Source organism: Anaerostipes amylophilus (assembly GCF_025567365.1).
In the GTDB taxonomy this organism is placed as follows: domain Bacteria; phylum Bacillota; class Clostridia; order Lachnospirales; family Lachnospiraceae; genus Anaerostipes; species Anaerostipes amylophilus.
In genome coordinates this window covers 124,680-148,710 of the sequence record NZ_JAOQJG010000005.1, presented here as the reverse complement: position 1 = coordinate 148,710, position 24,031 = coordinate 124,680, and the positions used below count along the sequence as shown (strand labels likewise).

Annotated in this window: 23 protein-coding genes and 1 pseudogene; 14 read left to right on the top strand and 10 right to left on the bottom strand. The window is 36.9% G+C overall.

The window, feature by feature from the left end; translation table 11 throughout:
* Positions 1-98: 98 nt before the first annotated feature.
* The 3 genes from OCV53_RS08625 to bioB all read right to left on the bottom strand — a co-directional run bounded on the left by OCV53_RS08625 (position 99) and on the right by bioB (position 2,977).
* Complete coding sequence (locus tag OCV53_RS08625; RefSeq protein WP_055197732.1) at positions 99-1,232, bottom strand: pyridoxal-phosphate-dependent aminotransferase family protein; 1,134 nt, start codon at positions 1,230-1,232, stop codon at positions 99-101.
* Positions 1,233-1,257: 25 nt separating this feature from the next.
* Complete coding sequence (locus tag OCV53_RS08620; RefSeq protein ID WP_055197730.1) at positions 1,258-1,779, bottom strand: ECF transporter S component; 522 nt, start codon at positions 1,777-1,779, stop codon at positions 1,258-1,260.
* 244 nt (positions 1,780-2,023) lie between these two features.
* Positions 2,024-2,977: a biotin synthase BioB gene (bioB, locus tag OCV53_RS08615; RefSeq protein WP_022091725.1), complete on the bottom strand. Its 954-nt coding sequence runs from the start codon at positions 2,975-2,977 to the stop codon at positions 2,024-2,026.
* Between the two features lie 191 nt (positions 2,978-3,168).
* Between bioB and OCV53_RS08610 the strand changes: the two genes are divergently transcribed.
* The 5 genes and pseudogenes from OCV53_RS08610 to OCV53_RS08590 form a co-directional block, all read left to right on the top strand.
* Entirely contained in the window at positions 3,169-3,651 is a 483-nt protein-coding gene (locus tag OCV53_RS08610; RefSeq protein WP_055197728.1) for a MarR family winged helix-turn-helix transcriptional regulator, read from the top strand.
* Positions 3,644-5,377: an ABC transporter ATP-binding protein gene (locus OCV53_RS08605; protein ID WP_055197726.1), complete on the top strand. Its 1,734-nt coding sequence runs from the start codon at positions 3,644-3,646 to the stop codon at positions 5,375-5,377. The genes OCV53_RS08610 and OCV53_RS08605 overlap by 8 nt, the downstream gene beginning before the upstream one ends.
* Positions 5,370-7,265 carry an ABC transporter ATP-binding protein gene (locus OCV53_RS08600; RefSeq protein WP_055197724.1) on the top strand — a complete coding sequence of 632 codons (1,896 nt, stop codon included), beginning with the start codon at positions 5,370-5,372 and terminating at the stop codon, positions 7,263-7,265. Before OCV53_RS08605 ends, OCV53_RS08600 begins: the two co-directional genes overlap by 8 nt.
* Before the next feature lie 434 nt (positions 7,266-7,699).
* Positions 7,700-9,028 (top strand): dicarboxylate/amino acid:cation symporter, encoded by a 1,329-nt coding sequence (locus OCV53_RS08595; protein ID WP_022375566.1) that lies wholly within the window; start codon positions 7,700-7,702, stop codon positions 9,026-9,028.
* Positions 9,029-9,163: 135 nt separating this feature from the next.
* Positions 9,164-9,415: pseudogene (locus tag OCV53_RS08590) on the top strand (AAA family ATPase); the annotation flags it as partial.
* A 29-nt stretch (positions 9,416-9,444) separates the two neighbouring features.
* On the opposite strand, the gene OCV53_RS08585 reads toward OCV53_RS08590, so the two are convergent.
* The 3 genes from OCV53_RS08585 to OCV53_RS08575 form a co-directional block, all read right to left on the bottom strand.
* Positions 9,445-9,771 (bottom strand): PTS sugar transporter subunit IIA, encoded by a 327-nt coding sequence (locus OCV53_RS08585; protein WP_055197722.1) that lies wholly within the window; start codon positions 9,769-9,771, stop codon positions 9,445-9,447.
* Positions 9,725-10,210 (bottom strand): PTS sugar transporter subunit IIA, encoded by a 486-nt coding sequence (locus OCV53_RS08580; protein ID WP_055197720.1) that lies wholly within the window; start codon positions 10,208-10,210, stop codon positions 9,725-9,727. The genes OCV53_RS08585 and OCV53_RS08580 overlap by 47 nt, the downstream gene beginning before the upstream one ends.
* A gap of 87 nt (positions 10,211-10,297) precedes the next feature.
* Positions 10,298-10,405, bottom strand: a complete 108-nt coding sequence (locus OCV53_RS08575) for a hypothetical protein (RefSeq protein WP_207642837.1) — start codon at positions 10,403-10,405, stop codon at positions 10,298-10,300.
* 230 nt (positions 10,406-10,635) lie between these two features.
* On the opposite strand from OCV53_RS08575, the gene OCV53_RS08570 reads away from it, so the two are divergent.
* On the top strand, positions 10,636-12,204 hold the full coding sequence (locus OCV53_RS08570) for an AAA family ATPase (protein WP_055197717.1): 1,569 nt from the start codon (positions 10,636-10,638) through the stop codon (positions 12,202-12,204).
* 13 nt (positions 12,205-12,217) lie between these two features.
* On the top strand, positions 12,218-13,891 hold the full coding sequence (locus OCV53_RS08565) for a glycoside hydrolase family 13 protein (RefSeq protein WP_055197716.1): 1,674 nt from the start codon (positions 12,218-12,220) through the stop codon (positions 13,889-13,891).
* Positions 13,892-13,948: 57 nt separating this feature from the next.
* On the opposite strand, the gene OCV53_RS12545 is transcribed toward OCV53_RS08565, so the two are convergent.
* Entirely contained in the window at positions 13,949-14,155 is a 207-nt protein-coding gene (locus tag OCV53_RS12545) for an FCD domain-containing protein (protein ID WP_349110089.1), read from the bottom strand.
* On the opposite strand from OCV53_RS12545, the gene OCV53_RS08555 reads away from it, so the two are divergent.
* The 6 genes from OCV53_RS08555 (at position 14,154) to OCV53_RS08530 (ending at position 19,681) form a co-directional block, all read left to right on the top strand.
* The gene (locus tag OCV53_RS08555; protein ID WP_330654898.1) at positions 14,154-14,522 is read left to right on the top strand and encodes a hypothetical protein; all 369 of its coding nucleotides are present in this window, start codon (positions 14,154-14,156) and stop codon (positions 14,520-14,522) included. The two genes, OCV53_RS12545 and OCV53_RS08555, sit on opposite strands and share 2 nt — an antisense overlap.
* Before the next feature lie 263 nt (positions 14,523-14,785).
* Positions 14,786-16,123: a TrkH family potassium uptake protein gene (locus tag OCV53_RS08550; RefSeq protein WP_055197714.1), complete on the top strand. Its 1,338-nt coding sequence runs from the start codon at positions 14,786-14,788 to the stop codon at positions 16,121-16,123.
* A 19-nt stretch (positions 16,124-16,142) separates the two neighbouring features.
* Complete coding sequence (locus tag OCV53_RS08545; RefSeq protein ID WP_022091482.1) at positions 16,143-16,790, top strand: potassium channel family protein; 648 nt, start codon at positions 16,143-16,145, stop codon at positions 16,788-16,790.
* A gap of 25 nt (positions 16,791-16,815) precedes the next feature.
* On the top strand, positions 16,816-16,950 hold the full coding sequence (locus OCV53_RS08540) for a hypothetical protein (RefSeq protein ID WP_009204217.1): 135 nt from the start codon (positions 16,816-16,818) through the stop codon (positions 16,948-16,950).
* Between the two features lie 63 nt (positions 16,951-17,013).
* The gene (locus OCV53_RS08535) at positions 17,014-18,990 is read left to right on the top strand and encodes an ATP-binding protein (RefSeq protein WP_055197712.1); all 1,977 of its coding nucleotides are present in this window, start codon (positions 17,014-17,016) and stop codon (positions 18,988-18,990) included.
* Complete coding sequence (locus OCV53_RS08530; protein ID WP_008392170.1) at positions 18,983-19,681, top strand: response regulator; 699 nt, start codon at positions 18,983-18,985, stop codon at positions 19,679-19,681. The genes OCV53_RS08535 and OCV53_RS08530 overlap by 8 nt, the downstream gene beginning before the upstream one ends.
* 132 nt (positions 19,682-19,813) lie before the next feature.
* Here OCV53_RS08530 and sdaAA read toward each other — a convergent pair whose 3' ends face one another.
* Genes sdaAA through OCV53_RS08515 form a run of 3 tightly spaced genes read right to left on the bottom strand, consistent with a single transcriptional unit; the run spans position 19,814 to position 22,598 of the window.
* Complete coding sequence (sdaAA, locus tag OCV53_RS08525; protein ID WP_055197710.1) at positions 19,814-20,683, bottom strand: L-serine ammonia-lyase, iron-sulfur-dependent, subunit alpha; 870 nt, start codon at positions 20,681-20,683, stop codon at positions 19,814-19,816.
* 19 nt (positions 20,684-20,702) lie between these two features.
* Positions 20,703-21,371, bottom strand: coding sequence for an L-serine ammonia-lyase, iron-sulfur-dependent subunit beta (gene sdaAB, locus OCV53_RS08520; protein WP_055197708.1), 669 nt, complete (start codon positions 21,369-21,371; stop codon positions 20,703-20,705).
* A 3-nt stretch (positions 21,372-21,374) separates the two neighbouring features.
* Positions 21,375-22,598 (bottom strand): dicarboxylate/amino acid:cation symporter, encoded by a 1,224-nt coding sequence (locus OCV53_RS08515; RefSeq protein ID WP_008392174.1) that lies wholly within the window; start codon positions 22,596-22,598, stop codon positions 21,375-21,377.
* 172 nt (positions 22,599-22,770) lie between these two features.
* Between OCV53_RS08515 and OCV53_RS08510 the strand changes: the two genes are divergently transcribed.
* A complete protein-coding gene (locus tag OCV53_RS08510; RefSeq protein ID WP_055197705.1) occupies positions 22,771-23,646 on the top strand; it encodes a LysR family transcriptional regulator in 876 nt (291 codons plus the stop codon).
* Positions 23,647-24,031: the final 385 nt, after the last annotated feature.

Below are 24,031 nucleotides of genomic sequence, written 5' to 3'. Positions count from 1 at the left end.
TTTAAAACAACTGGTGGCAACACGCACTTAAAATCTGCTAATCGTTGCCACCTCATATACTCGAAATCTACAGTTGGCCAACTCAACAAATTAAAAATCTACAATTTATCATGAAAACTCTTCAACAAAGATTTCTCACTCTTCCATCCCAAATACCGCAAAGTTTCCTCAAGGCCACTCATAACTTCAAGCATATCTCCTACATTTGCGCTTGCACCCATGTGTCCGATTCGGATGACTTTTCCTGCCAGATCTCCAAATGATCCTGCTAACATGATATGATGCTCTTCTCTCATTCTTTTGAGAATATCATCGGCTGTCATTCCTTCTGGTACGTCGAAGACGGTAACGGTATCTGAAAATCCACTTTCTAAATGCAGCTTGATTCCGAATTCTTTTAATGCTTCTCTTGTTGCATTTGCAATCTTTGCATGTCGTTTGATCAGGTCTTTATCTGCTGCAATATTGTCAATTGCGGCTTTTAATCCATAGATATCACTGATCGGCATTGTATATGGGAACCATAGGTTTTTGTAGTAGTCTTTGAATATTGTCAGATTGCAGTAAAATGATGCAATTGGTGTTTTTCTGTTTTCCATTGCTGCTTTTGCTTCATCACTGATTGTTACAAATGTAAGTCCTGGAGGAGCTGAAACGGCTTTTTGAGATCCACCGCATAAAATATCAATTTGTGCTTTATCAACATCAACTTCATTTCCAAACATTCCTGATACAGAATCTGTGACAGTCATAATTCCATAGGATTTTAATAGTGGGCAGATTTTATGAATATCATTTAACATTCCGCTTGGTGTATCACAATGAACAATTGTTGCGTATTTAAAATCATGATCTTTCTTGAGGTATGCATCTAATTCATTTACATCAAAAGCATTTTTATAATCTTTTGTATACATTACAGCTGTTCCACCATACATAGATACGAAATCCGCAAATCCTGCTCCATAAATTCCATTGTCAAGAATTAGTACTCGATCTCCTGATTCTGTCATGGATGCACATGCTGCTTCTAATCCAAGAATTCCTTCTCCGCTTAGGATCAGAGTCTCATTTTTTGTATGAAGTAATTTACTGATCAATTCACAGGTTTCTTTATATTCATCATAAAACTGTGGATCTAGATCGGCATTTGTTGTTGAGATGCTTCTTGCAAGTCTCACATTCTCAGGAACCTGAACAGGTCCTGGTGTCATGATCTTATATTTGCTCATATTTGCCACTCACTTTCTTTTTTATTTATGCAAACTGTGTAATTCCAATTTTCTTAACCGCAATCTCGATTGGTTCGATCACGATCAGGACAATAACAGCTGCAACTGCAATCTGTACGACATTTCCTGGTACAGAAGTGATCGGTGCAACAAAGTTTCCATAAAGGATGATCTCTGCGATATAATAACCAACGATCTTAATCACAAATGCTGCAAAGATTGCTGCAACTTTCCATCCATACTGGTCATGTTTTTCTGTTATTGCTCCAACAACATATCCCATAATACCTACAATAATAAATGTAAATGGGGCCCATGCTGTCCATCCAGATAACAGATCAAATAATCCCATTCCAACACCACCAGCAATTGCTCCTGTTTTCTTCCCAAATAAGATCGCCATGATAAATAATGGTACATTTCCTAAATGAATCAGACCTCCATTTGCTGCGATCGGTAATCTTACATTAACAAATGCAGTAAACACATAAGTTAAGGCAACTGCCATTGCTGTAACTGCAATAAATTGTACTTTATTTTCTTTCATTTTATTTTCCTCACTTTCTGTTTCCTTTGATCATATATAGTTTTTTAAGTACGCGGCGTTCCTTTATTGTGTTATAATTTATCGAAAAATTGGCATTTTTAAAATAGCCAGTTTTTTGATTTTTGACAGTGCCAGTTTTTGCATAACAATGTAATGTTTACGTTGGGAGTTTTTTTATTTACTAAACATTTTGATAAATTGGTGTTCTTAAAGACCTTTAATCTTCTGTTAGCGAGTACAAAAATTAGTCAGATTCAACTTCGCACGTAAATCCTGCATCCGTAATCGTCTTGATCGTATCTTGAATTCCCTGTCCATCTGCAGTCAGATATCCTGAAGCAAAGATAGAATTCACAACGGTCAATAATTCTTTTTCCCTTCCTTTAAAATAAATTTCACGTCCAGCGGCACAGCGGATATCAGATGTTGGAACCAGTAATCTTGCCAGACATAATACTTTCAGGCAGTATTCTGGTGTCAAATTTGAAGTATCTCTATCCTGCAGAGGTGTTCCTTTGATCGGAATTAAGAAGTTGATCGGAAGTGCTTCTGGATTGATTTCTTTCAGATCCAATAACATATCAACAACATCTTCCTTACTCTCGCCCATACCAATGATACCACCGCTGCAGATTTCAAATCCAAGGTCCTGTAACATATGAATATTGTTTACACGCTGTTCGTATGTATGTGTTGTACAGATATTTGGATAATTGGAACGGCTTGTATTTAAGTTATGGTTGATACGGTCTAATCCAGCTTCTTTTAACATTAAGGCCTGCTTCTTTGTTAAAAATCCGATAGAGCAGCATAAATGTGTACCCTCTTCTTTCATCTTACGAATTTTAGAAGCAAGTTCTTCAATCTCATCATCGCTGAATTTCATACCGCTTAATCCAATGCAATGACGGGATAATTTATGATCATGGACAAATGTGTTATCTCCATATAATTTTTCATCATCGACCCATTTATATTTTTCAATATCTGCATGGGAACGACAGGATTGCGCGCAGTAAGCACAGTTCTGGGAGCAGTTTCCGCTTCTGGCATTTGTTAAAAGATGAATGCTTACATGATTCCCTTTATATTTTTTACGAAGTGCACCGGCACGTTCGATTAGTTCATTTAATTGTTCATCAGGTGTATTTAAGATGGCGATTGCTTCTTCACGGGTTAAATTTTGCTCTGAATTCATATGATATGTACCTTCCTTTGTTTAAATTCAAAATATCTTATTAAACTGAACTTTAGCATGAATAAAATTTATTGTCAACAAAATGAATTACTATAGTTAACAATTAAATAATGGTTGACATTAAATATCAATCTCTGTATAATACTAAAAAGTTAGGAAGCTAACCATTTTGAAAAGAAAGGGATGAGTGAATGCAGGATATAAATGATAAGATCAATAACATGCACATGGGAAAACTGATCCATATGTTATCACATGAGATGAAGAGGAATCAGCCAATTGATAAAGTGATCAAGGCTGATCTTACCATCATGCAGAAACATATTTTAAAGTTTATTTTATTAGAAACAATGCATAAAGATCTTTATCAAAAAGACATTGAAGAAGAATTTCAGATCCGCAAATCAACTGTGACAGGATATGTACAGTTGATGGAGAAGAATGGATATCTGACAAGAGAAAGTGTCAAAGGAGATGCTAGAAAGAAGCGGCTGATACCAACAGAGAAAGCCGAAGGATTAAGACAGGCAATCTTGGAAGATATTAAGCTTAGTGAAAAAAGAATGGAAAAAGGCATTCCTGAGGAAGATGTCATAACATGCAAACATGTTTTATATCAGGTATTACAAAATCTTATAGAAAAACACAAGGAGGAAGGAAAGAAAGATGAATAAGACCCTATTAAAATCAGTCCGAGAATACAAAAAACAATCCATACTTGCTCCAATCCTGGTAATTCTTGAGGTACTGATGGAAGTTTTGATTCCGATGGAGATGGCAAATATCATTGATATCGGAATGACAAGTGGAGATTTACATTATATTATCCAGCGAGGAGTGATCCTGGTTGCTATGGCAATGTTATCCCTGTTTTTCGGGATTTCAGCTGGAAATATGGCAGCCGTTGCAGGTGCTGGATATGCAAAGAACTTAAGACATGATATTTTCTACAAAGTGCAGGAATTCTCATTTAAGAATATTGACCACTTTGCGACATCAGGACTTGTCACACGTATGACAACTGATATCACGAATATTCAGATGGCATATATGATGAGTATCCGTCTGCTTGCCAGAGCACCGATCATGGTAGTTTTATCATGGGTAATGACATTAAAATATAGTGTGACTGTAGCGGTATTGTTCTTGATCGTCATTCCATTATTAGGTGGAACATTGATCTTTATCGCAAAGAAAGCACATCCACATTTTATCAAAGTATTTGATGAATACGATATTTTAAATAATTCCGTACAGGAAAATGTAAATGCATCTCGTGTGGTAAAAGCATTTGTACGTGAAGATTATGAAATCAATAAATTCCATGGAATTTCTAAGTATGTATACAAACTGTTTACAAAAGCAGAAAAGATTGTTGCATGGAACTCACCAGTTATGCAGTTTACAATGTATGTCGTTGTTCTGCTGTTAGTTGCGATCGGTGGAACAGGAATCATCCATGGAACAATGGGAACTGGAGAATTAACAAGTATTATCGTATACGCACTACAGATCATTGGTTCTTTGATGATGGTAACATTCGTATTCGTTATGATCATGATCGCAGAAGCATCCACAGATCGTATCACAGAAGTCTTAGAAGAAGTCCCAGAGATGCAGGATAAAGCAGATGCGGCAACAGAAGTCAAAGATGGAGAGATCATCTTTGATCATGTGAATTTCAGCTATGCAGGAGAAGGCGGAAATCTTTCATTAAAAGATGTCAATCTTCATATTAAATCAGGACAGACGATCGGTATCATCGGTGGAACAGGTAGTGCAAAATCTACATTAGTTCAGCTGATCCCAAGACTTTACGATGTCACAGAAGGATGTGTCAAAGTCGGTGGAGTCGATGTTCGTGATTATAACTTAGAAGCATTAAGAGATCAGGTATCCATGGTGCTTCAGAAAAATGTATTATTTACAGGAACTATATATGATAATATCCGCTGGGGTGATGAAAATGCATCCGATGAAGAAGTTCAGAGAATGTGTAAATTAGCACAGGCAGATGGATTCGTTAATGAATTCCCAGCTGGATACAATACACAGATCGTACAGGGTGGAAACAATGTTTCTGGTGGACAGAAACAGAGATTATGTATCGCAAGAGCGTTATTAAAGAAACCTAAGATCTTAATCTTAGATGATTCTACAAGTGCAGTAGATACAAAGACAGATGCATTGATCCGTAAAGCATTTAGAGAAGAAATTCCAAATACTACAAAGATCATCATTGCACAGAGAGTATCTTCGATTGAAGATGCAGATCAGATCATCGTATTAGATGATGGTAAGATCTCAGGTATTGGAACATCTGAAGAGTTATTAAAGACAAATGATATTTACAGAGAAGTCTATGAATCACAAGTGAAAGGAGGAGAAGACGATGAGTAAAGGATCAAAGAGAGAAAAGGTGCTTAACAAAAATATATTAAAGACAGCAAAACGTCTTTTAAGATATGTAACAGATACTTATAAATTGCAGATCATCATTGTATTTATCTGTATTTTCATTAGTGCAGCAGCTTCCGTATCTGTATCCTTGTCCTTAAAATTCATGTTGGATGATTTTATCCTTCCATTAGTTGGACAGAGTAATCCAGATTTTACAAACTTCTATCATGCAATGATCGTTCTTGGATGTATTTTTGCAGCAGGTGTGATCGCAACATTTGTCTACACAAGAATGATGGTATTCATTGGACAGGGTGTCTTAAAACGTGTCAGAGATGATATGTTTGAACATATGCAGACATTACCAATCCGCTATTTTGACCAAAATACAAATGGTTCTATCATGAGTTTATACACAAATGATACAGACACCTTAAGACAGATGATCAGTCAGGCGATTCCTCAAGCAATGATGGCATTTTTCACGATCATCGTAACATTTATTTCAATGGTAGCATTAAGCCCAGTGTTAACGATTCTTGCAGTTGTTGTTATCGGAATCATGATCGCAGTCACAAAAGCGATCGGCGGAAACAGTGGAAAATATTTTGTCCGTCAGCAGAAATCTTTAGCTGATGTGACAGGATTTATCGAAGAGCGAATGAACGGACAGAGAGTTGTCAAAGTCTTTAACCACGAACGCAAATCCGAAGAAGAATTTGACCAGTTAAATGAAGCTTTATTTGAAAGTGCTGCAAATGCCAACAAATATGCAAACATCATGGGGCCGGTTGTAGGAAATATCGGAAACCTTCAGTTTGTATTAACAGCTGTTTTAGGTGGAGTATTAGCCATTGAAGGAATTGGAGGAATCACATTAGGTGTTATGGCATCATACCTTCAGTTTACAAAGAGTTTCACACAGCCATTTATGCAGGTAGCTCAGCAGTTCAACTCCATCGTTATGGCACTGGCAGGTGCAGAAAGAATCTTTGCACTGATCGACGAAGAACCTGAAACAGATGAAGGATATGTAAGATTAGTAAATGCGAAGAAAGATGAAAATGGAAATATCATCGAATGTAAAGAAAGAACAGGAATGTGGGCATGGAAACATCCACACTCTGCAGATGGATCTGTAACTTACACAGAATTAACAGGAGATGTAAGATTTGAAGATGTAACATTTGGTTACAACGAAGACAAAACAATTCTTCATGACATCAGTTTGTTTGCAAAACCAGGACAGAAACTGGCATTTGTAGGATCCACAGGAGCCGGAAAAACAACGATCACAAACCTGATCAACCGCTTCTATGATATTCAGGACGGAAAGATCCGCTATGACGGAATCAACATCAAGAAGATCAAGAAAGACGACTTAAGACGTTCCTTGGGAATCGTATTACAGGATACACACCTCTTTACAGGAACAATCAAAGACAACATTCGTTATGGAAACTTAGATGCAACAGATGAAGAAATCTATGGAGCAGCAAAATTAGCTCATGCAGACCAGTTCATTCAAATGCTTCCAGACGGTTACGATACAGTGATCAGCGGAGACGGAGAAGGCTTATCTCAGGGGCAGAGACAGTTACTCTCTATTGCCAGAGCAGCAGTTGCTAACCCACCAGTACTGATCTTAGACGAAGCAACATCAAGTATTGATACACGAACAGAAAGTATCGTACAGAGAGGAATGGATAACTTGATGAAAGGCAGAACTGTATTTGTGATCGCTCATAGATTATCTACGATCCGAAATAGTGATGCAATTATTGTACTTGAACATGGTAAGATCATTGAACGTGGAGATCATGAAGATCTGATCAAGAATAAGGGAACTTATTATCAGTTGTATACTGGTAAGCTTGAATTGTCTTAGAATAAAAAAAGACCGCTCACATAATGTGAACGGATACTTTTCTGAAAAGAGAGGATTAAAAAATATATATGAAAAACTATGTCTTAAGTATAGCAAAATTCCTGGTTCATTCAATGTATAAATTATGAATAATTCTAAAGAATTTATAAAGAGTTGCAAAAATTATTATAAATATGTAAAGATAAAGTGAAAGAACGATTAGAAAGAATGATCTATCTTGCAGACGATCGAAATGTAGCTGCAAAATTTTTAAATGGAAAGAGTGTTGTGAGTGATAAAGATGGAAAATAAATAATGTATGATTTTAAATTATGATTGTACAAAAAAAGAAGCATTAAATATTGTTGACACATTCCTTAGGAAATGCTATTATACGAATAATTCCTATTGAAAAACTATGAAAAGAAAAAACGAATGAGAGGATGTGTAACAAAATGAGCATTAACACAACAGATTTTGCCGCACTAGCAGTCACAGTTGTTCTGTTTGCAGTAATTTACTATTTAGATTATAAGAAAGGCGTAGACTTCGGACTTTTAACATTATTAGCAACAGTCTTTGGAATCGCAGTTGGTCTGGGATTCGGAAATCATTTTACATATGTTGAAATTTTCGGACGTATTTATACAAACGTATTAACAGCACTCGTTGTACCAATGCTGTTATTTAGTATCATTGCAAGTATCACAAACTTAAGTGAATCTATTCACTTAAAGAAGATCGGTGGAAAATCAATCTTCTTCTTGATCTTAAATACAGCAATCGCAAGTACGATCACAGTGATCGTAGCAGTCATCTTAAATGTTGGTGATGGATTTGCTTATAAAGTAGCAGATGGATATCAGAAAGTTGAAGTACCATCAGTAGTTGATACGATCGTAAACCTATTCCCAAGTAACTTTGCAACAAACTGGAGTGAAGGACAGATCATACCAATCGTTGTATTTGCGATCATCATTGCATTATCTTACAATGCAATTTCAAAAGATAATGAATCAGTCAAACCATTTAAAGCATTTATTGATGCAGGAAATCAGGTCATTGGACAGGCGATTGACTGGATCATTGGATTTACACCATATGCCGTATTATCTTTCTTAGCAAGAGCCGTTGGAAGAAGCAGCGTGGCAGAATTACTTCCATTATTAAGTACATTAGTATTATCTTATATCTTATGTGCAGTTCAGTCATTTGGTGTAGAAGGGCTTTTAGTCAAATTTGTAGCAAAATTAAGCCCAATCAAGTTCTTCAAAGGAATCGCACCAGCTCAGTATGTAGCATTTACAACACAGAGCAGTGTTGGTACAATTCCAGTCACATTAAGACAGTTAAAAGAAGCACTTGGAGTTGATGCAGACGTTGCATCCTTTACAGCAGGTCTTGGAGCTAATGTTGGAATGCCAGCATGTGCAGGAATCTGGCCAGCATTAACAGCAGTATTCAGTGTTCATATGTTAGGATACCATTATGGAATTGCACAGTATGCATTCTTAATCCTGATCACATTAGTTGTATCCGTAGGAACAGTCGGAGTTCCAGGAACAGCAACCATTACATCAACAGCCGTATTTGCAGCACTTGGATTACCAATCGAATTAGTTGTCGTATTCGCACCAATCTCAACGATCGTTGACATGGCAAGAACAATGACAAACGTAACAGGAGCAGCAACAGCAGCCGTTATCACAGCAGCGACAGAAGGACTGGTTGACGAAGAAGTTTATAATTCAGATAAATCTAAACATGTTGCAGTAAATAACTAGGATAGAAACAATTCTATATATAAACACTTCATGTAATCAATATAAGTTGAGGCAGCTAAAATTTCGTGCTATCATAATCAATATAGATATTTATGATAGTACGAAATTTTTTGTTGTTTAAAGGGTGGTGTAATAATAGGCAGATTTGTTAATCCAGATAATAGTGCGTTCCAAGCAGCACTGAATTCCAGAATTTATGTAGACAAAACAGGATTAATTGCATGTATGAATGAAGTTCTGGATTCTACAGATGCGTATATTTGTAACAGCCGCCCAAGGCGTTTTGGAAAATCCTATACAGCGAATATGCTTGCAGCGTATTATAGCAAAGAAGCATCTTCAGAAGAGATGTTTTCTGACTTAGAGATAGGAAAAACAGAAGACTTTGTTTTTTTCTATTAGATTTTGTTGCCATATTATATAACCTCCTTTTCGATTAGTTTTAAGATTTCTAGAGCTTCATCGGCAGAAGCAGCATTCATAAAGCTTTCTTTCCATGCATTTCTCATAATATTTTTACTAAGTTCAGAGATGATACGCATATGAAGATTAGAACCAGATTCTTTTGGAACTCCGATCATAAAAATATGTTTGACCATTTCGCCATTTCCATCCCAATTCATTGCATGAGATAATTTTGCATAAGCGACAAATGGAGTTTTTACAGCATCTGTTTTTGCATGAGGAATTGCAGTATCATATCCGATAAAAGTACTGATCGTATTTTCTCCGCTTTCCTTCATGGAAAGAAGAAAGATCAATTGTGCGGGTTCTCCATCCCAGTCGATCGGATGAATCAGATGTTTGTCCGATTTCCTCACGTTTCATAATATAATGGAAGAAGTCGTCTGGAATGTCATAATTCTGGACCGCATTTTCACACATGTGTTCAAGGATTTCATTTTTATCATCAGAAGAAGATCCCAATACCATATTTTTATGAAAATATTCTATAAAACGACTGCTTCTGGTATCGGTGATTGCCTGATTTACCTGATGAATAAAGCTTGTTTCAAAAAATGTTGATGTTCGAATGATCGGGATCGGAACAGGAATATCGATCGGAACGGTCGTAAGGATATAATCAACATTTGAAAAATCATATAATTCCAGAGAATGGTGGTTTGTTACTCCAACGACATCAAGATAGTTCCCAAAATTTTCTTTTACTTGATACGCCAATAATTCGGAACTGGCTTTTCCGCTTCCACATACAATGAGGACTTGTTCTTTTCGATTTCATTAACAATTGATAATAAAAGATCGATATCAGGGCTTGTACCCAGTTCTTTTTTCACATTCCTGTTCTAATGCTTCCTGAGACATATAAGTATGAGCGATTCCTGCTGTACATGTGCTAACTGCTACGATTTTCATAATTCAATTCCTTTCTCTGACAATCGTCAGTATGACAAGTTTAAGATATCAGACATTCCGCGAAATGTTTTCTGTTGTTTTTGATGCTTTTATTATAACCATGGGAAAATAGATTGAAAAGACTATTTGTTACCACAATGAATGTGGAAAGAAAGCCTTGTAGGAAAAATTGCATTATCTTATAATAAAAGAAAAGTTTGCAATAGGTTTAGTCAAGGAGGTGTATCCGTATGGGAAATTATCTAAATCCAGGAAATGAAAAGTTCAGAAGAATGATCCAGTCTGAAATCTATGTAGATAAAACTGGAATGATAAAATATACGAATTCCGTACTTGATACAGCACAAAATTATGTCTGCGTCAGCCGCCCAAGAAGATTTGGAAAATCTATGGCTGCGAATATGTTGACAGCTTATTATAGTCGTGGATGTGATTCAAAAAAATTATTTCATAGTTTTGAAATTGCAAAAGATAAAGACTTTGAAAAATACCTGAATCAATACAATACGATATTCTTAAATATGCAGGAATTTCTAAGCCGAAGTTATAATGTAGAAAAATTGATCGAACGTGTAAAGAAACTCGTGATCAGAGATTTAAAAATGGAATATCCAGAAGTTGATTACTTTGATGATACAGATCTAATCGAGTCTATGCAGGATGTTTATGCACAAACGCAATGCCCATTTGTTGTGATCATTGATGAATGGGATTGTATTTTTAGAGAATATAAAAAAGATAAAGAAGCGCAGGAAAAATATTTAGATTTTTTAAGAGATCTTTTAAAAGACAAAGCATGTATTTATCTATCTTATATGACAGGAATTTTACCAATTAAAAAATATGGAACTCATTCAGCACTGAATATGTTTGATGAATTTTCCATGATCAATCCGGGACCATTAGCATGTTATGTTGGATTTACAGAGAAAGAAGTCGAAAAACTCTGCAAACAGTATGGAATGGACATGGAAGAAGTCAAGAACTGGTATGATGGCTATTCGTTTGATGGAGTGCCTTCCGTGTATAGTCCAAGATCAGTTGTAAACAGTATGAGATTTCAGAAGATATCAAATTATTGGAATCAGACAGAGACTTTTGAGGCGTTGCAAGTTTATATCGATATGAATTTTGAACATTTAAAAGATGATGTTTTAAGTATGATCGCTGGGGAAAGTGTAGCAGTTAACACTGAAAGTTTTACAAATGATATGGAAACATTCCGCACAGAAGATGATGTGTTGACACTGCTGATCCATCTGGGATATCTTGCATATGATGATAAAACAAAAACAGTTAAGATACCAAACAGCGAGATTCGGGCAGAATATGTAAATACAGTTTCAGTATCAGACTGGGGATCTGTATCAAAAGCACTAAAAGATTCTGCAGATACATTAAATGCAATCTGGCAAGGCAGAGAAGAACAGGTAGCGAAAGTGATTGAACAGGCACATTTTGAGACATCACATATCCAGTATAATGATGAAAATGCATTGAGTTATACAATCTCATTAGCATTATATGCAGCAAGGAATTTCTATACGATTCATAGAGAACTGGCAGGTGGAAAAGGATTTGCTGATTTGGTATTTATTCCGAAGAAACAATTTGCAGAAAAACCAGCATTGGTTGTTGAATTGAAATGGGATAAGGGTGCAGAAGGTGCGATCAAGCAGATCAAAGATAAAAAGTATTTTGAGAGTTTGGAAGAATATAAAAATAATATGTTATTGGTTGGTATTAATTATGATAGGGAAACAAAAACACATGAGTGTAAAATAGAGAAATTAAAATAAAAAGGAATCAAACATGAAGAAAAAATGGTGGCACAATAAAATCGCATATCAGATCTATCCCAAAAGCTTTTTAGACACCAATGGAGATGGAATCGGTGATATTGAAGGAATTATCAACAAACTAGACTATCTAAAAGACCTTGGAATCGATATTTTGTGGATATCTCCGATGTATCAGTCTCCAATGGTGGATAACGGTTACGATATCTCTGATTATTATGCGATCGATCCGATGTTTGGAACGATGGAAGATATGAAACGTTTGATTGATGAGGCAAAGAAAAGAGACATGTATCTTTTGATGGATCTGGTTGTAAACCATTGTTCCAGCCAACATGAATGGTTTCAAAAAGCAATGGCAGATCCAGATGGAGAATATGGAACCTATTTTTATATCAAAGAGGGGAAAAATGGACAGCCACCAACAAATTGGAGATCGTATTTTGGCGGCAGTGTATGGGAGAAAGTCCCAGGATATGAGAATAAGTTTTATCTGCATTCCTTTGCAAAGGAACAGCCAGACCTAAATTGGGAAAAAGAAGTTGTCAGAGAGAAGATTTATGAGATGATCTGTTGGTGGATGGATCAGGGACTTGCAGGTTTTAGGATTGATGCGATCATGAATATCAAGAAAGACCTGACATGGAGTGACTTAGAACCAGATGGTCCGGACGGACTCGCAGATGTATATAAAGTAGCTGGAAAAGTTAAAGGAATCGGAGATTTTCTTCTGGAAATGAAACATCGTTGTTTTGAACCATACGATGCATTAACTGTTGGAGAAGCAATGTTTGTCAAAGAAGAAATTCTTCCACAATTTATCGGAGATCAAGGATATTTTTCCACAATTTTTGCATTTGAGCCATGTCATGCATATCGAAAAGGGAAAAACTATATGGATTATGACTGGCCGCAGCCATTTGATGACTGGAAAAAAGAAACATTTCATAACCAAAAGATCATCGAAAAGGCAGGATTTGAAGCGAACATTATCGAAAATCATGACCAGCCAAGAGGAGCGAGCCTGTTCATTCCAGAAGAAGATTATGGATTTTATAGCCTGTCAGCACTTGCAATGATCATGCTTTGTCAGAGGGGATTACCATTTCTATATCAAGGACAGGAAATTGGAATGAGTAACCGCAGATGGGAATATGCAGAGTTTAATGATCTGGAAACGATTAACCAGTATCATATTGCACGGGAAGCTGGAATGTCAGAAGAACAGGCATTGAAAATAGCAAGTCATCATAGCAGAGATAATGCGAGAACGCCAATGCAGTGGAATCACGATGAAAATGCAGGATTTTCAACAGAGAAACCTTGGATGCCAGTGAATGAAAATTATAAGATCGTTAATGTCAAAGATGAAGAAAAAGAATATGGATCTATTTTAAATTTCTATAAAAGACTCATCGCATTTCGAAAATCAGGAGAATATAATGAGATATTGACATATGGTGATTTTAAGCCAATGTATGAGGAAGAATACCATATTTTTGCATATAGCAGATCGTATGGAGATCAGAAGCTTGTGTTAATCTGTAATTTTAGCTCTGAGGGAAAAAGCGTAGAATTGCTAGAAGATTATGAAAGTGTTGTATTTGTAAATTATGAACAGACAACAGTGATTGGAAACCGATTGCAAATGAAGCCTTATGAATGTGTGGTTTATGAAAAAAGATGAAAATAAAAATTCCTGAGAGCAATAAAAATAAAGTTGTTCTCAGGAATTTTTGCTTCCCTAGATTGTGGAAGTGGAAATCACCTTTCTGTTATAAACAAGATGTAGATACATTGCATCCTGTGCTCTCAAAGGGTCATGCGCGGCAATCGCCTGTGCAATTTCTCTATGAGATTCAATTGTCTCATTGTGCAGACGGTTACCTGTTGTTTCTACATTTAGAAGTACTCTCTGGGATTGGGAGGAAGCAAGAGATTTCTGTACGATGTGTCTTCCATATATTGATGTTTTATTTGGAATTGAACCATATCATTTATGGAAAGATGAACAGGATCATCAGACAGGAGATGTAAAAGACGGAGTTCCATTTCAACCAGATTTCAAACAGCAGGATGAGGTGTTTCATGGATTTGTAAAACGTTATCCAAATATTAAATGTATTGCAAGACATGTCAGATATGCACATAGCTGCAGTGAAAATAGTCTGATGGCATATCTTTGGTATGATGGAAAAACTTATGAAAGCCAGAAGTTAAGATTTCACATCTTAGACCGTGTCGGTGGAGGAGATGCATTTGTCAGTGGAATCATTTATGCATTGATGGAAGCTGGATGGTTAAAGGAGATCTTGTGAAAGCAGGAGATTTTGATAAGATTCAAGAGTTAACAAAAGAAGCAAAAGAATTAGCAAAAAGCATTCGATAAAACATTGTAATGCACTCCATATATCGTATAGAAGAAAAGGAGCTAGTATCAAAAAACGATACCAGCTCCTTTTTCTTTATACAATCTTAATACAAGAGAACATATCCTTACACTATCTTTTTATCATAAAAGATATAATGATGATAAGATCAAAAGGTCATAAAATAATTTGAAAAAGAGGTAAGATCATATATGCCATGGAAGATTCATAAAAAAAGACATTTAACATCATTTCAGGTGATCATATTAGGGTTCGCAGGAGTGATCCTTTTTGGAGCATTGATCCTGATGCTGCCAATTTCATCGGTTCAAGGAATTATAACACCATTTCATAAAGCATTATTTACGTCAACTTCTGCAGTATGTGTGACAGGGCTTGCAGTCGTGGATACTGGAAGTTACTGGTCCGTTTTTGGACAGACAGTGATCATGTTTCTGATACAGATCGGAGGTCTGGGAGTTATAACAACAGCAACAGCCGTATTTATATTATCAGGAAGAAAAATATCGATTATGCAGCGAAGCACGATGCAAAATGCGATCTCTGCACCGAAAGTAGGAGGGATCGTTCGATTGATGAGTTTTATTTTAAAAGGAACTTTATTGATTGAATTGATCGGTGCGTTATTCATGATGCCTGTTTTCTGTCATGATTTTGGATTACGGGGGATCTGGATGTCGATCTTTCATTCTGTATCAGCCTTTTGTAATGCAGGATTTGATCTTCTTGGAACAAAAGGGCATCCATTTGTATCATTGACATCATATGCGGTAAATCCAGTGATCAACATTGTGATCATGTTACTGATCGTCATTGGTGGAATTGGATTTTTTACATGGGAAGACATTTATCTTCATAAATTTCGGTTCAAACATTACCATATGCAGAGCAAGATTATTCTAACTACAACATTATGTTTGATCTTGTTACCAGCTGTTTTCTTTTTCTTTCAGGATTATGGAAATCTATCAGGGATTCACAGGTTGCTTGCATCATTGTTTCAAGCTGTGACACCGAGAACTGCAGGATTTAATACGACAGATCTTTCGATGCTGACAGGAGCATCAAAGGCAATGATGATTTTATTGATGTTGATCGGAGGTTCACCAAGTTCTACAGCAGGAGGTATGAAAACAACAACATTTGCTCTGTTACTTTTAAATGTACTGGCGACCTTTCAAAGTTGTGATGATGTGACAGCATTTGGAAGAAGAATCGATACTAGTGTGATAAAAAATGCAACAACGATCGCAATGATGTATTTTATCTTGTTTTTTGCAGGCGGAATGACGATCAGTGTGTATGAGGGACTGCCGCTTTCAAGCTGTCTGTTTGAAGCAGCATCTGCAGTTGGAACCGTAGGTTTAACATTAGGAATCACACCAAAACTTCATATTCTGTCACAGATCATTTTGATCATACTGATGTATCTGGGACGTGTTGGCGGTTTGACGCTGATCTATGCAGTATTTTCAGATAAAAATAAACGAAAAGCAAGACTACCACTTGATAAGATCATAGTGGGATAAAAGAAAGAGGGAATTGATGATGAAGAATATTTTATTGATCGGACTTGGACGTTTTGGAAAACATATAGCGATACAGTCAAGTCAGCTTGGACATGAGATCATGGCAGTTGATCTGGATGAGGAAAGAGTGAATGATGCACTTCCATATGTTACGAATGCACAGATCGGGGACAGTACGAATGAGGAATTTTTAAAATCTCTGGGGATTGCAAATTATGATATCTGTTTTGTTACGATCGGTGGGAATTTCCAAAATTCGTTGGAAACCACCTGTCTGTTAAAAGAACTTGGAGGCAAAATGGTTATTTCCAGAGCTGAACGAGATGTACAGGAAAAATTCCTCTTACGAAATGGAGCCGATAAGGTAGTCTATCCAGAAAAAATGGTGGCAAAATGGGCAACGATCCGTTATACCGATGATCATATTCTTGATTATATGGAAGTCGATGCCTCACATGCGATTTTTGAGGTAGAGGTTCCGAAGGAATGGATCGGAAAGACAGTGGGAAAACTTGATATTAGAAAAAAATATGATATTAACATTATGGCAGTAAAAGATGATGGAAAAGTAAGTATGGCGATATCTGCGGATACCTGTTTTAAGGAAGATGTTACATTATTGGTATTAGGAGAATATAAAGCGATCAAAAAGTGTTTTTGTATCTGATGTCATGAAAAAGAGATGAGAGCTTATGTCAGACTTCATTTTAGCATTGGCGGTAATACTGATGTTTGCATTTGTGTTATTCTTTTTGAAAAAAGTAAATTATTTTCTTGGAGAAAATCGGAAAGTAATTGACAGGGAGCAAGATGATGACGATGATTGATGTGTTTATGGATTATTATTGACGATCATGATATAATGCATCCGATAAGGAAAGGGGGCCAAGATGAGCACAGGAGAATTTGTAGAGCTGAACACAGAAAACGAACACATTCTTGTTTGTCTTTCTTCTTCACCATCGAATGAAAAGATCATACGTACAGCAGCAAAAATGGCAAGAGATATGCGGGCACGTTTTACGGCATTGTATGTACAGACAGGAAAAAGAGAAAGAGAATCGGACAAAAGAAGACTGGAAGCTCATGTACAATTTGCAAAGGAATCTGGTGCGGAAATCGTAATGACACATGGGGAAAATGTTCCGGTACAGATCGCGGAATATGCACATTTATCAAATGTCACAAAAATCGTGATCGGACAAAGTAGTGCAAAGAGAAATCACTTTTTCAGCAAACAGACATTAACAGAAAAGTTGATCGAGGCTGTTCCTGATATTGATATCCACATTATTCCAGATGCGATGAACTTAGATAATTATCGAAAACCGCATGGAGCGGTTTATGTAGGAAAGCCTACGATGAAAGACAGTTTATTAACATTATTTATATTTGCAGTTTGTACGTTGATCGGTCTATTCATCCAGAAACTTCAATTTACAGATACAAACATCGTTACAATTTATATTTTGGGTGTTTTATTAACGTCAATCCTTACAGATGGATATTTATACAGCATTGGAGGTTCTGTCTTAAGTGTATTTTTGTTCTGCTTTTTCCTTACGGAACCAAGAATGTCATTTCGGACGTATGCAGTTGGATATCCGGTAACTTTTGTGATCATGTTAATATCTTCTGTCATTACTGGAACACTTGCAGCAAAATTAAAAACACATGCAAGGCTTTCAGCACAATCTGCATTTCGTACACAGATTTTATTTGACACAGACCGGTTACTTCAAAAAGCAAAAAACGATACGGATATTTTAAGTATTACATGTACACAGCTTATCAAATTATTAGACCGCAGTATTGTGGCATATGTTGTGGAAGGCGATGAATTGTCAGCACCACATATATTTTCGAATAAAAAGAAAGAACAGACAGAAGATTTATTGACAAGCAGGGAGCAGGAGATCGCAAAATGGGTGTATGAAAATAAGCAGCGTGCTGGAGCAACGACCGAACGTTTTAAAGATGCACAGTGTCTATACCTTGCCATTTGTATTGAGGATAATGTGTATGGTGTGATCGCAATACCAGTTGACGAATATACATTAGATTCCTTCGAATATAGTATCTTACTTTCTGTGATCAATGAATGTGCACTTGCCATGGAAAATAAAAAGAATATCATGGAGAAAGAAAAAATCTCCGTTCTTGCCAAAAATGAACAGTTAAGAGCAGATCTGCTTCGTGCGATCTCACATGATCTAAGGACACCACTTTGTTCCATTTCTGGGAATGCAGACATGCTGTTAAATAGTGGAGAACGTCTTGATGATATAACAAAACATCAGATTTATACAGATATTTATGATGATTCAGAATGGCTGATCAATATCGTTGAAAATTTATTATCGATCACAAGATTAAATGATGGAAGATTAAAACTGAAATTTACAGATCAATTATTAGATGAGGTGATCGCGGAATCATTACGGCATATCAGCAGGAAACATGAAGAGTATCAGATCATTACAGAATGCGATGAATTGATACTTGCACATATGGATGTGCGGCTGATCCTGCAAGTGTTGATCAATCTGGTCGATAATGCAATTAAATATACACCGAAAGGATCTACAATCCGCATTTGTGCCATGAATGAAAATGGAAAAGCAAAGATTCAAGTAGAAGATAACGGCCCTGGAATTTGTGATGAAATGAAGCCGCATATATTTGAAATGTTTTATACAGGGAAAAATACGATCGCAGACAGCCATCGAAGTCTTGGTTTAGGTTTGGCACTTTGCCGTTCGATCATAGAGGTGCATAACGGGAAACTGGTGTTGGAGGACAATACACCACATGGTTGTATTTTTTCTTTTACACTGCCATTAAGTGAGGTTACATTAAATGAATAAAGCATTAATTTTAGTCGTGGAGGATGACCGGCCGATCCGTAATCTGATCGTGACAACATTAAAAACACATGATTATAAATATATTACAGCAGAAAATGGAAGTTCAGCTATTTTAGAGGCATCTTCTCATAAACCAGAGATCATTTTATTAGATCTTGGATTGCCTGATATGGAAGGTGTGGATGTGATCAAAAAAGTAAGAACATGGTCTAACGTACCAATTATCGTTATCAGTGCAAGAAGTGAAGATGTAGATAAAATAGAAGCACTGGATGCAGGAGCAGATGATTATATCACAAAACCATTTTCAGTTGATGAACTGCTTGCAAGGATCAGGGTTACACAGCGCCGATTAGCATTGATCCAGTCAGGCGAGGAACAAGAACAAGCAGTCTTTGTAAATGGAGAGTTAAAGATCGACTATACAGCAGGATCTACATATTTAAAAGATAAAGAACTGCATTTAACACCAATCGAATATAAATTATTATGTTTGCTGTCTCATAATGTTGGAAAAGTATTGACTCACACTTATATTACGCAACAGATCTGGGGCAGTTCACTGGAAAATGATGTTGCATCACTTAGAGTGTTTATGGCAACATTACGGAAGAAATTACAGCCAGATAAAGATGGCATGCAGTATATACAGACACATATAGGTATTGGATATCGGATGCTTAAGATATAGTAAATAAAGAGTGTCTGCATCATTAAGTGATGCAGACACTCTTTTAGATTCCAATATATGAAAACGCCCAAAAGAGGCAAAAAAGAGATTGATTTATTACCTACTATTTAAAAATGTGTTCTGAAGGAATTTTTACGCACAACCTCCGCATGCGGCACATGCAGAAGGAGTTGCAGCGCAGCCTCCCTGGGCGGTTTCTCTTAGTTCAGCTGGCAGTCGTTTACCAACGATATACATTGCGTTTAACATTTCGTCAAACGGGATGAGCTGATGGATTCCAGATAAAGAAATCTCAGCTGCGATGATCGCATTTGCAACACCTGCGGCATTACGGTTCTGGCATGGATATTCCACCAACCCGCCAACGGGGTCACAAACAAGACCTAACATATTCATTAAAACGGTAGAGGCAGCTCCAAGACATTGTTCTGGATCACCGCCAAGCAGTTCGACAGTGGCAGAAGCAGCCATCGCAGAAGCAACACCGACTTCCGCCTGACATCCGCCGACAGCACCTGCAACCGTTGCATTTCTCATAGCAAGATATCCGATCGCACTGGCATTAAACAGTGCCTGAATGATCTGTTCATCATCTAATTTATGAACTTCCTGAAGCCCAAGTAAAAGTCCAGGAACGATTCCGGCAGACCCTGCGGTTGGGGATGCTACGATCAACCCCATGGATGCATTCGTCTCAAGAGTCGCCATCGCATAGATCATACTTTTTTCTAACAGATCACCACAGATTCCAATTCCAGAATGATACCGGGAAGCAATCTTCTTTGCCTCGCCACCGATCAGTCCACCCATGGAACGAACTGGTTCTTTGATCGGAGTAAAAGCAGCATTTTTCATGATCTCAAGAACTCTTGCCATTGCATCATGAACTGTATCAGCTTCTTTTTCTCCTTCTATGATCTCGCGCTGTCTCATAACTTCGGAGATTGGAAGATCATGTTTTTTACATAATTCAAGTAATTCAATTGCGTTTTTAAAATCCATAACGTTTCAATTCTCCTTTCTATAGTTGAATGATCATAACATCTGAGACATTTGGACTTTTTTTGATCTCGTCTGCGATGTTTTCAGGAAGAAGACCATCGGATTCAACGATAGAATAAGCGGTATTTCCTTTAGATTCTCTGAAAAGACGCATAAAAGCGATATTAACATCCTGATCACTTAGACATTTTGTGATATAAGTAACGACGCCAGGTTTATCTTTCTGAATCACGATCAAGGTACTGTATTCTCCAGTAAAATCGACTTCTACATCATTGATACGGCAGATCCTGGCTTTTCCACCGCCTAAAGATTCCCCACGGATCATGATGCGATCTCCGTTTTCATTTGTCATTAAGATATCCACTGTATTTGGATGGACATCAGTTTCTATTTCATTTGGTACAAAAGAGAAATCAAGTCCAATGTCTTTTGCAATCTCGAAAGAATCACGGATTCTCATATCATCGGTTCCAAATCCCATGATTCCACCTAATAAGGCACGATCCGTTCCGTGTCCATGATAGGTTTTTGCAAAAGATCCATAGAGTGTAAATTGAACTTTTTTCAGTGTACCATTTAACATTTTTCTTGCGAGAAATGCGATCCTTGCAGCTCCAGCTGTGTGGGAGCTTGAGGGACCGATCATATTTGGCCCCATAACATCAAATGCACTGATAAAAGACATAAATTAAGCCTCCACTGTATCTTCTTTTAAGATAAATTTCTTGTAAATAGAATCTACGACGATTCCGATCGCATTATCTCCGGAAATGTTACATGCAGTTCCGAAGGAATCCTGTGTGATATAAAGTGCGACCATTAAAGCACAGATTGGTCCGTTTGTATCTCCTGCTGTTGTACCAAATACCATGTAAAGGAAAGGCAATGCAGTCATGATAGATCCACCTGGAGCTCCAGGAGAAGCGACCATTGCAACACCAAGTGTCATAATAAATGGAATAACAGTTGCAAGGCTGATCGGTAACTGATTCATCAAACATACAGCAGTTGCACATGCTGTGATCGTGATCATAGAACCTGCCATGTGGATATTGGCACAAAGAGGCACTACAAAGTTACGGATCTGAGCACTGACACCGTCATTCTTTGCACATTCCAGATTGACAGGAATTGTAGCAGCAGAAGACTGAGTTCCTAAAGCTGTAGTATAACCAGGAACCTGATTTTTAATAAGAGAGAAAGGATTCTTTTTGCTGACAGAACCTGCAATTATAAACTGGATTGTGATACATACAAAGTGCATGATGATCACTACAAGGAATACTTTCCATAAGATTCCAAGGATTGCAAATGTTTTTCCTGATTTCGTCATATCAGTAAATGTACCGCAGATATATAATGGCAATAAAGGAATGATCGTTTTGTGCAGTACTTTATCGATGATCGTTGAGAAATCGCTCATTCCGTTGTAAAGGCTGTTTCCGATCTCTTTACTTTTCATTGTGGATAAGCATAATCCTAAAATGAAAGCAAGAACAACAGCAGATAATGTATCAAACAGCGGTGTGATCGTCAGTGAAAAATAAGGTTTCAGTGACGCATCAGCAGTCGCAGCAATCTGATCTAATGCCCCAGAAGTCATAAAGTGTGGGAACAGATTGGATGATACAAGGTAAGAAGCTGTACCAGCAAGTAAAGTTGAACCATAAGCAAGAGCAACGGTAATTAAAAGCAGCTGTCCAGCACCCTGTGACAGATCAGCGATTCCCATGGTTACATAAGCAAGGATCATCAGTGGAATGATGAATTTTAAGTAGGTACTGAAGAATCCAGACAGTGTTACAACAAAGCGGCAGAATCCAGTTGGAAGGAACTGTCCAAACAGGATACCAATAATGATGGCAATAATGAGTTTTGGTACCAGACCAAGTTTAAATTTTTTCTTTTCCATTTTTAATTACTCCTCTAAAAGCATAATCACATATCATCGTAGTTTGTTTAATGTGCACAAAAAATGTTTGACGTCTTTATGTTTGTATTGTATCATCCACATATAGATGAATCAAATTCATAGATTTAATAATAACATTGAAAATTATTCATAATAGTACAAAGGAGAAAAAATGGAATTCCGTCAGATACAGACATTTATGCAGATATCACAAGTAAAAAACTTCTCGAAAGCCGCAGAATTACTGGGCTATTCGCAATCAGCAGTCACTGTTCAGATCCGTCAGTTAGAGACAGAATTAGGAGTCAGGTTATTCGACCGAACAGGGAAAAAAGTGACACTGACACCAAGCGGAAAAGAATTTTGGATCCATGCAAATAAGATCATTGATGAAATGTATAAGGCAAAAGATGCAATGAATGATACTGCAGAGTTAAAAAATCCATTACATATCGGAACGATCGAATCCCTTTGTACGGTAAAATTGCCAGAGATTGTAGAAAAATTTCGCAATGAACATCCACAAGTAAGGATCCAAATAACGATTGATTCACCAGAAAAGTTGATTCAGATGATGGAGCATAATGAACTCGATGTCATTTATATTCTGGATACACCAAGATGGGATAAAAACTGGGTAAAAGTCTTAGAGGAAGCCGAGCCTGTGATCTTTGTATCTGCACCAAATTATAAATTCGCAGGGGAAAAGGATATCAAAGTAGAAGAAATATTGAATGCACCATTATATCTGACCGAACGAAATGCCAATTACAGACAGGCATTAGAACAGGAATTATCCTTGCGAAAACAGACGTTATCACCGGTTCTTGAATGCAGTGATACCGCATTTATCAAGAAAATGCTAAAGACAGGAAAAGGACTTTCCTATCTGCCATTATTTGTCGTAGAAAAAGATATCAAAGAAGGGAAAATTGCCAAATTAGATGTCAAAGATATTGATATTACGATGTATCGTCAGGTGTTTTATCATGCGAATAAATATATGACGAAAGAGATGGAGAAATTTGTGGAGTATTGTAAATTCTGATTTGTAGATAGTGTTGCATGTATGAGTCAGAAAGAAGATAAGAAGAAATATTTATAAGAAAAAAGGATGACACTCCGCATTTTTGAAAGCGTTTTTTACAAATCGCTGATCCGCGCCTGTTCCTTCGATAACTCCCTCGCTACGAGCTAAAATACCCGCAGCTACGGTCAAACAATCGACCACAGGGCGTCAAACCACTACACAGTGTGTATGTTAAACGGTATTGGTTGATAAGTTTTGGATTCGTTAACAGAAGTTAAAAGAGATCAAATAACACCGATTGAACTAAATCGCTGTGCGATGGCCTGCCAAGAATGAAGCGGGATACCAGACTTCCTCAGCTTCTTTCGATGAAACTGTGCCGGAAACTTTTAAACTGCAGGCA

Excerpts from the sequence above, each read along its gene's own strand:
- OCV53_RS08625 (WP_055197732.1), bottom strand. The coding sequence starts at position 1,232 with ATGAGCAAATATAAGATCATGACACCAGGACCTGTTCAGGTTCCTGAG.
- OCV53_RS08620 (WP_055197730.1), bottom strand. The coding sequence starts at position 1,779 with ATGAAAGAAAATAAAGTACAATTTATTGCAGTTACAGCAATGGCAGTT.
- bioB (WP_022091725.1), bottom strand. The coding sequence starts at position 2,977 with ATGAATTCAGAGCAAAATTTAACCCGTGAAGAAGCAATCGCCATCTTA.
- OCV53_RS08610 (WP_055197728.1), top strand. The coding sequence starts at position 3,169 with ATGCAGGATATAAATGATAAGATCAATAACATGCACATGGGAAAACTG.
- OCV53_RS08605 (WP_055197726.1), top strand. The coding sequence starts at position 3,644 with ATGAATAAGACCCTATTAAAATCAGTCCGAGAATACAAAAAACAATCC.
- OCV53_RS08600 (WP_055197724.1), top strand. The coding sequence starts at position 5,370 with ATGAGTAAAGGATCAAAGAGAGAAAAGGTGCTTAACAAAAATATATTA.
- OCV53_RS08595 (WP_022375566.1), top strand. The coding sequence starts at position 7,700 with ATGAGCATTAACACAACAGATTTTGCCGCACTAGCAGTCACAGTTGTT.
- OCV53_RS08585 (WP_055197722.1), bottom strand. The coding sequence starts at position 9,771 with ATGAAGGAAAGCGGAGAAAATACGATCAGTACTTTTATCGGATATGAT.
- OCV53_RS08575 (WP_207642837.1), bottom strand. The coding sequence starts at position 10,405 with ATGAAAATCGTAGCAGTTAGCACATGTACAGCAGGAATCGCTCATACT.
- OCV53_RS08570 (WP_055197717.1), top strand. The coding sequence starts at position 10,636 with ATGGGAAATTATCTAAATCCAGGAAATGAAAAGTTCAGAAGAATGATC.
- OCV53_RS08565 (WP_055197716.1), top strand. The coding sequence starts at position 12,218 with ATGAAGAAAAAATGGTGGCACAATAAAATCGCATATCAGATCTATCCC.
- OCV53_RS08555 (WP_330654898.1), top strand. The coding sequence starts at position 14,154 with ATGTGTCTTCCATATATTGATGTTTTATTTGGAATTGAACCATATCAT.
- OCV53_RS08550 (WP_055197714.1), top strand. The coding sequence starts at position 14,786 with ATGCCATGGAAGATTCATAAAAAAAGACATTTAACATCATTTCAGGTG.
- OCV53_RS08545 (WP_022091482.1), top strand. The coding sequence starts at position 16,143 with ATGAAGAATATTTTATTGATCGGACTTGGACGTTTTGGAAAACATATA.
- OCV53_RS08540 (WP_009204217.1), top strand. The coding sequence starts at position 16,816 with ATGTCAGACTTCATTTTAGCATTGGCGGTAATACTGATGTTTGCATTT.
- OCV53_RS08535 (WP_055197712.1), top strand. The coding sequence starts at position 17,014 with ATGAGCACAGGAGAATTTGTAGAGCTGAACACAGAAAACGAACACATT.
- OCV53_RS08530 (WP_008392170.1), top strand. The coding sequence starts at position 18,983 with ATGAATAAAGCATTAATTTTAGTCGTGGAGGATGACCGGCCGATCCGT.
- sdaAA (WP_055197710.1), bottom strand. The coding sequence starts at position 20,683 with ATGGATTTTAAAAACGCAATTGAATTACTTGAATTATGTAAAAAACAT.
- sdaAB (WP_055197708.1), bottom strand. The coding sequence starts at position 21,371 with ATGTCTTTTATCAGTGCATTTGATGTTATGGGGCCAAATATGATCGGT.
- OCV53_RS08515 (WP_008392174.1), bottom strand. The coding sequence starts at position 22,598 with ATGGAAAAGAAAAAATTTAAACTTGGTCTGGTACCAAAACTCATTATT.
- OCV53_RS08510 (WP_055197705.1), top strand. The coding sequence starts at position 22,771 with ATGGAATTCCGTCAGATACAGACATTTATGCAGATATCACAAGTAAAA.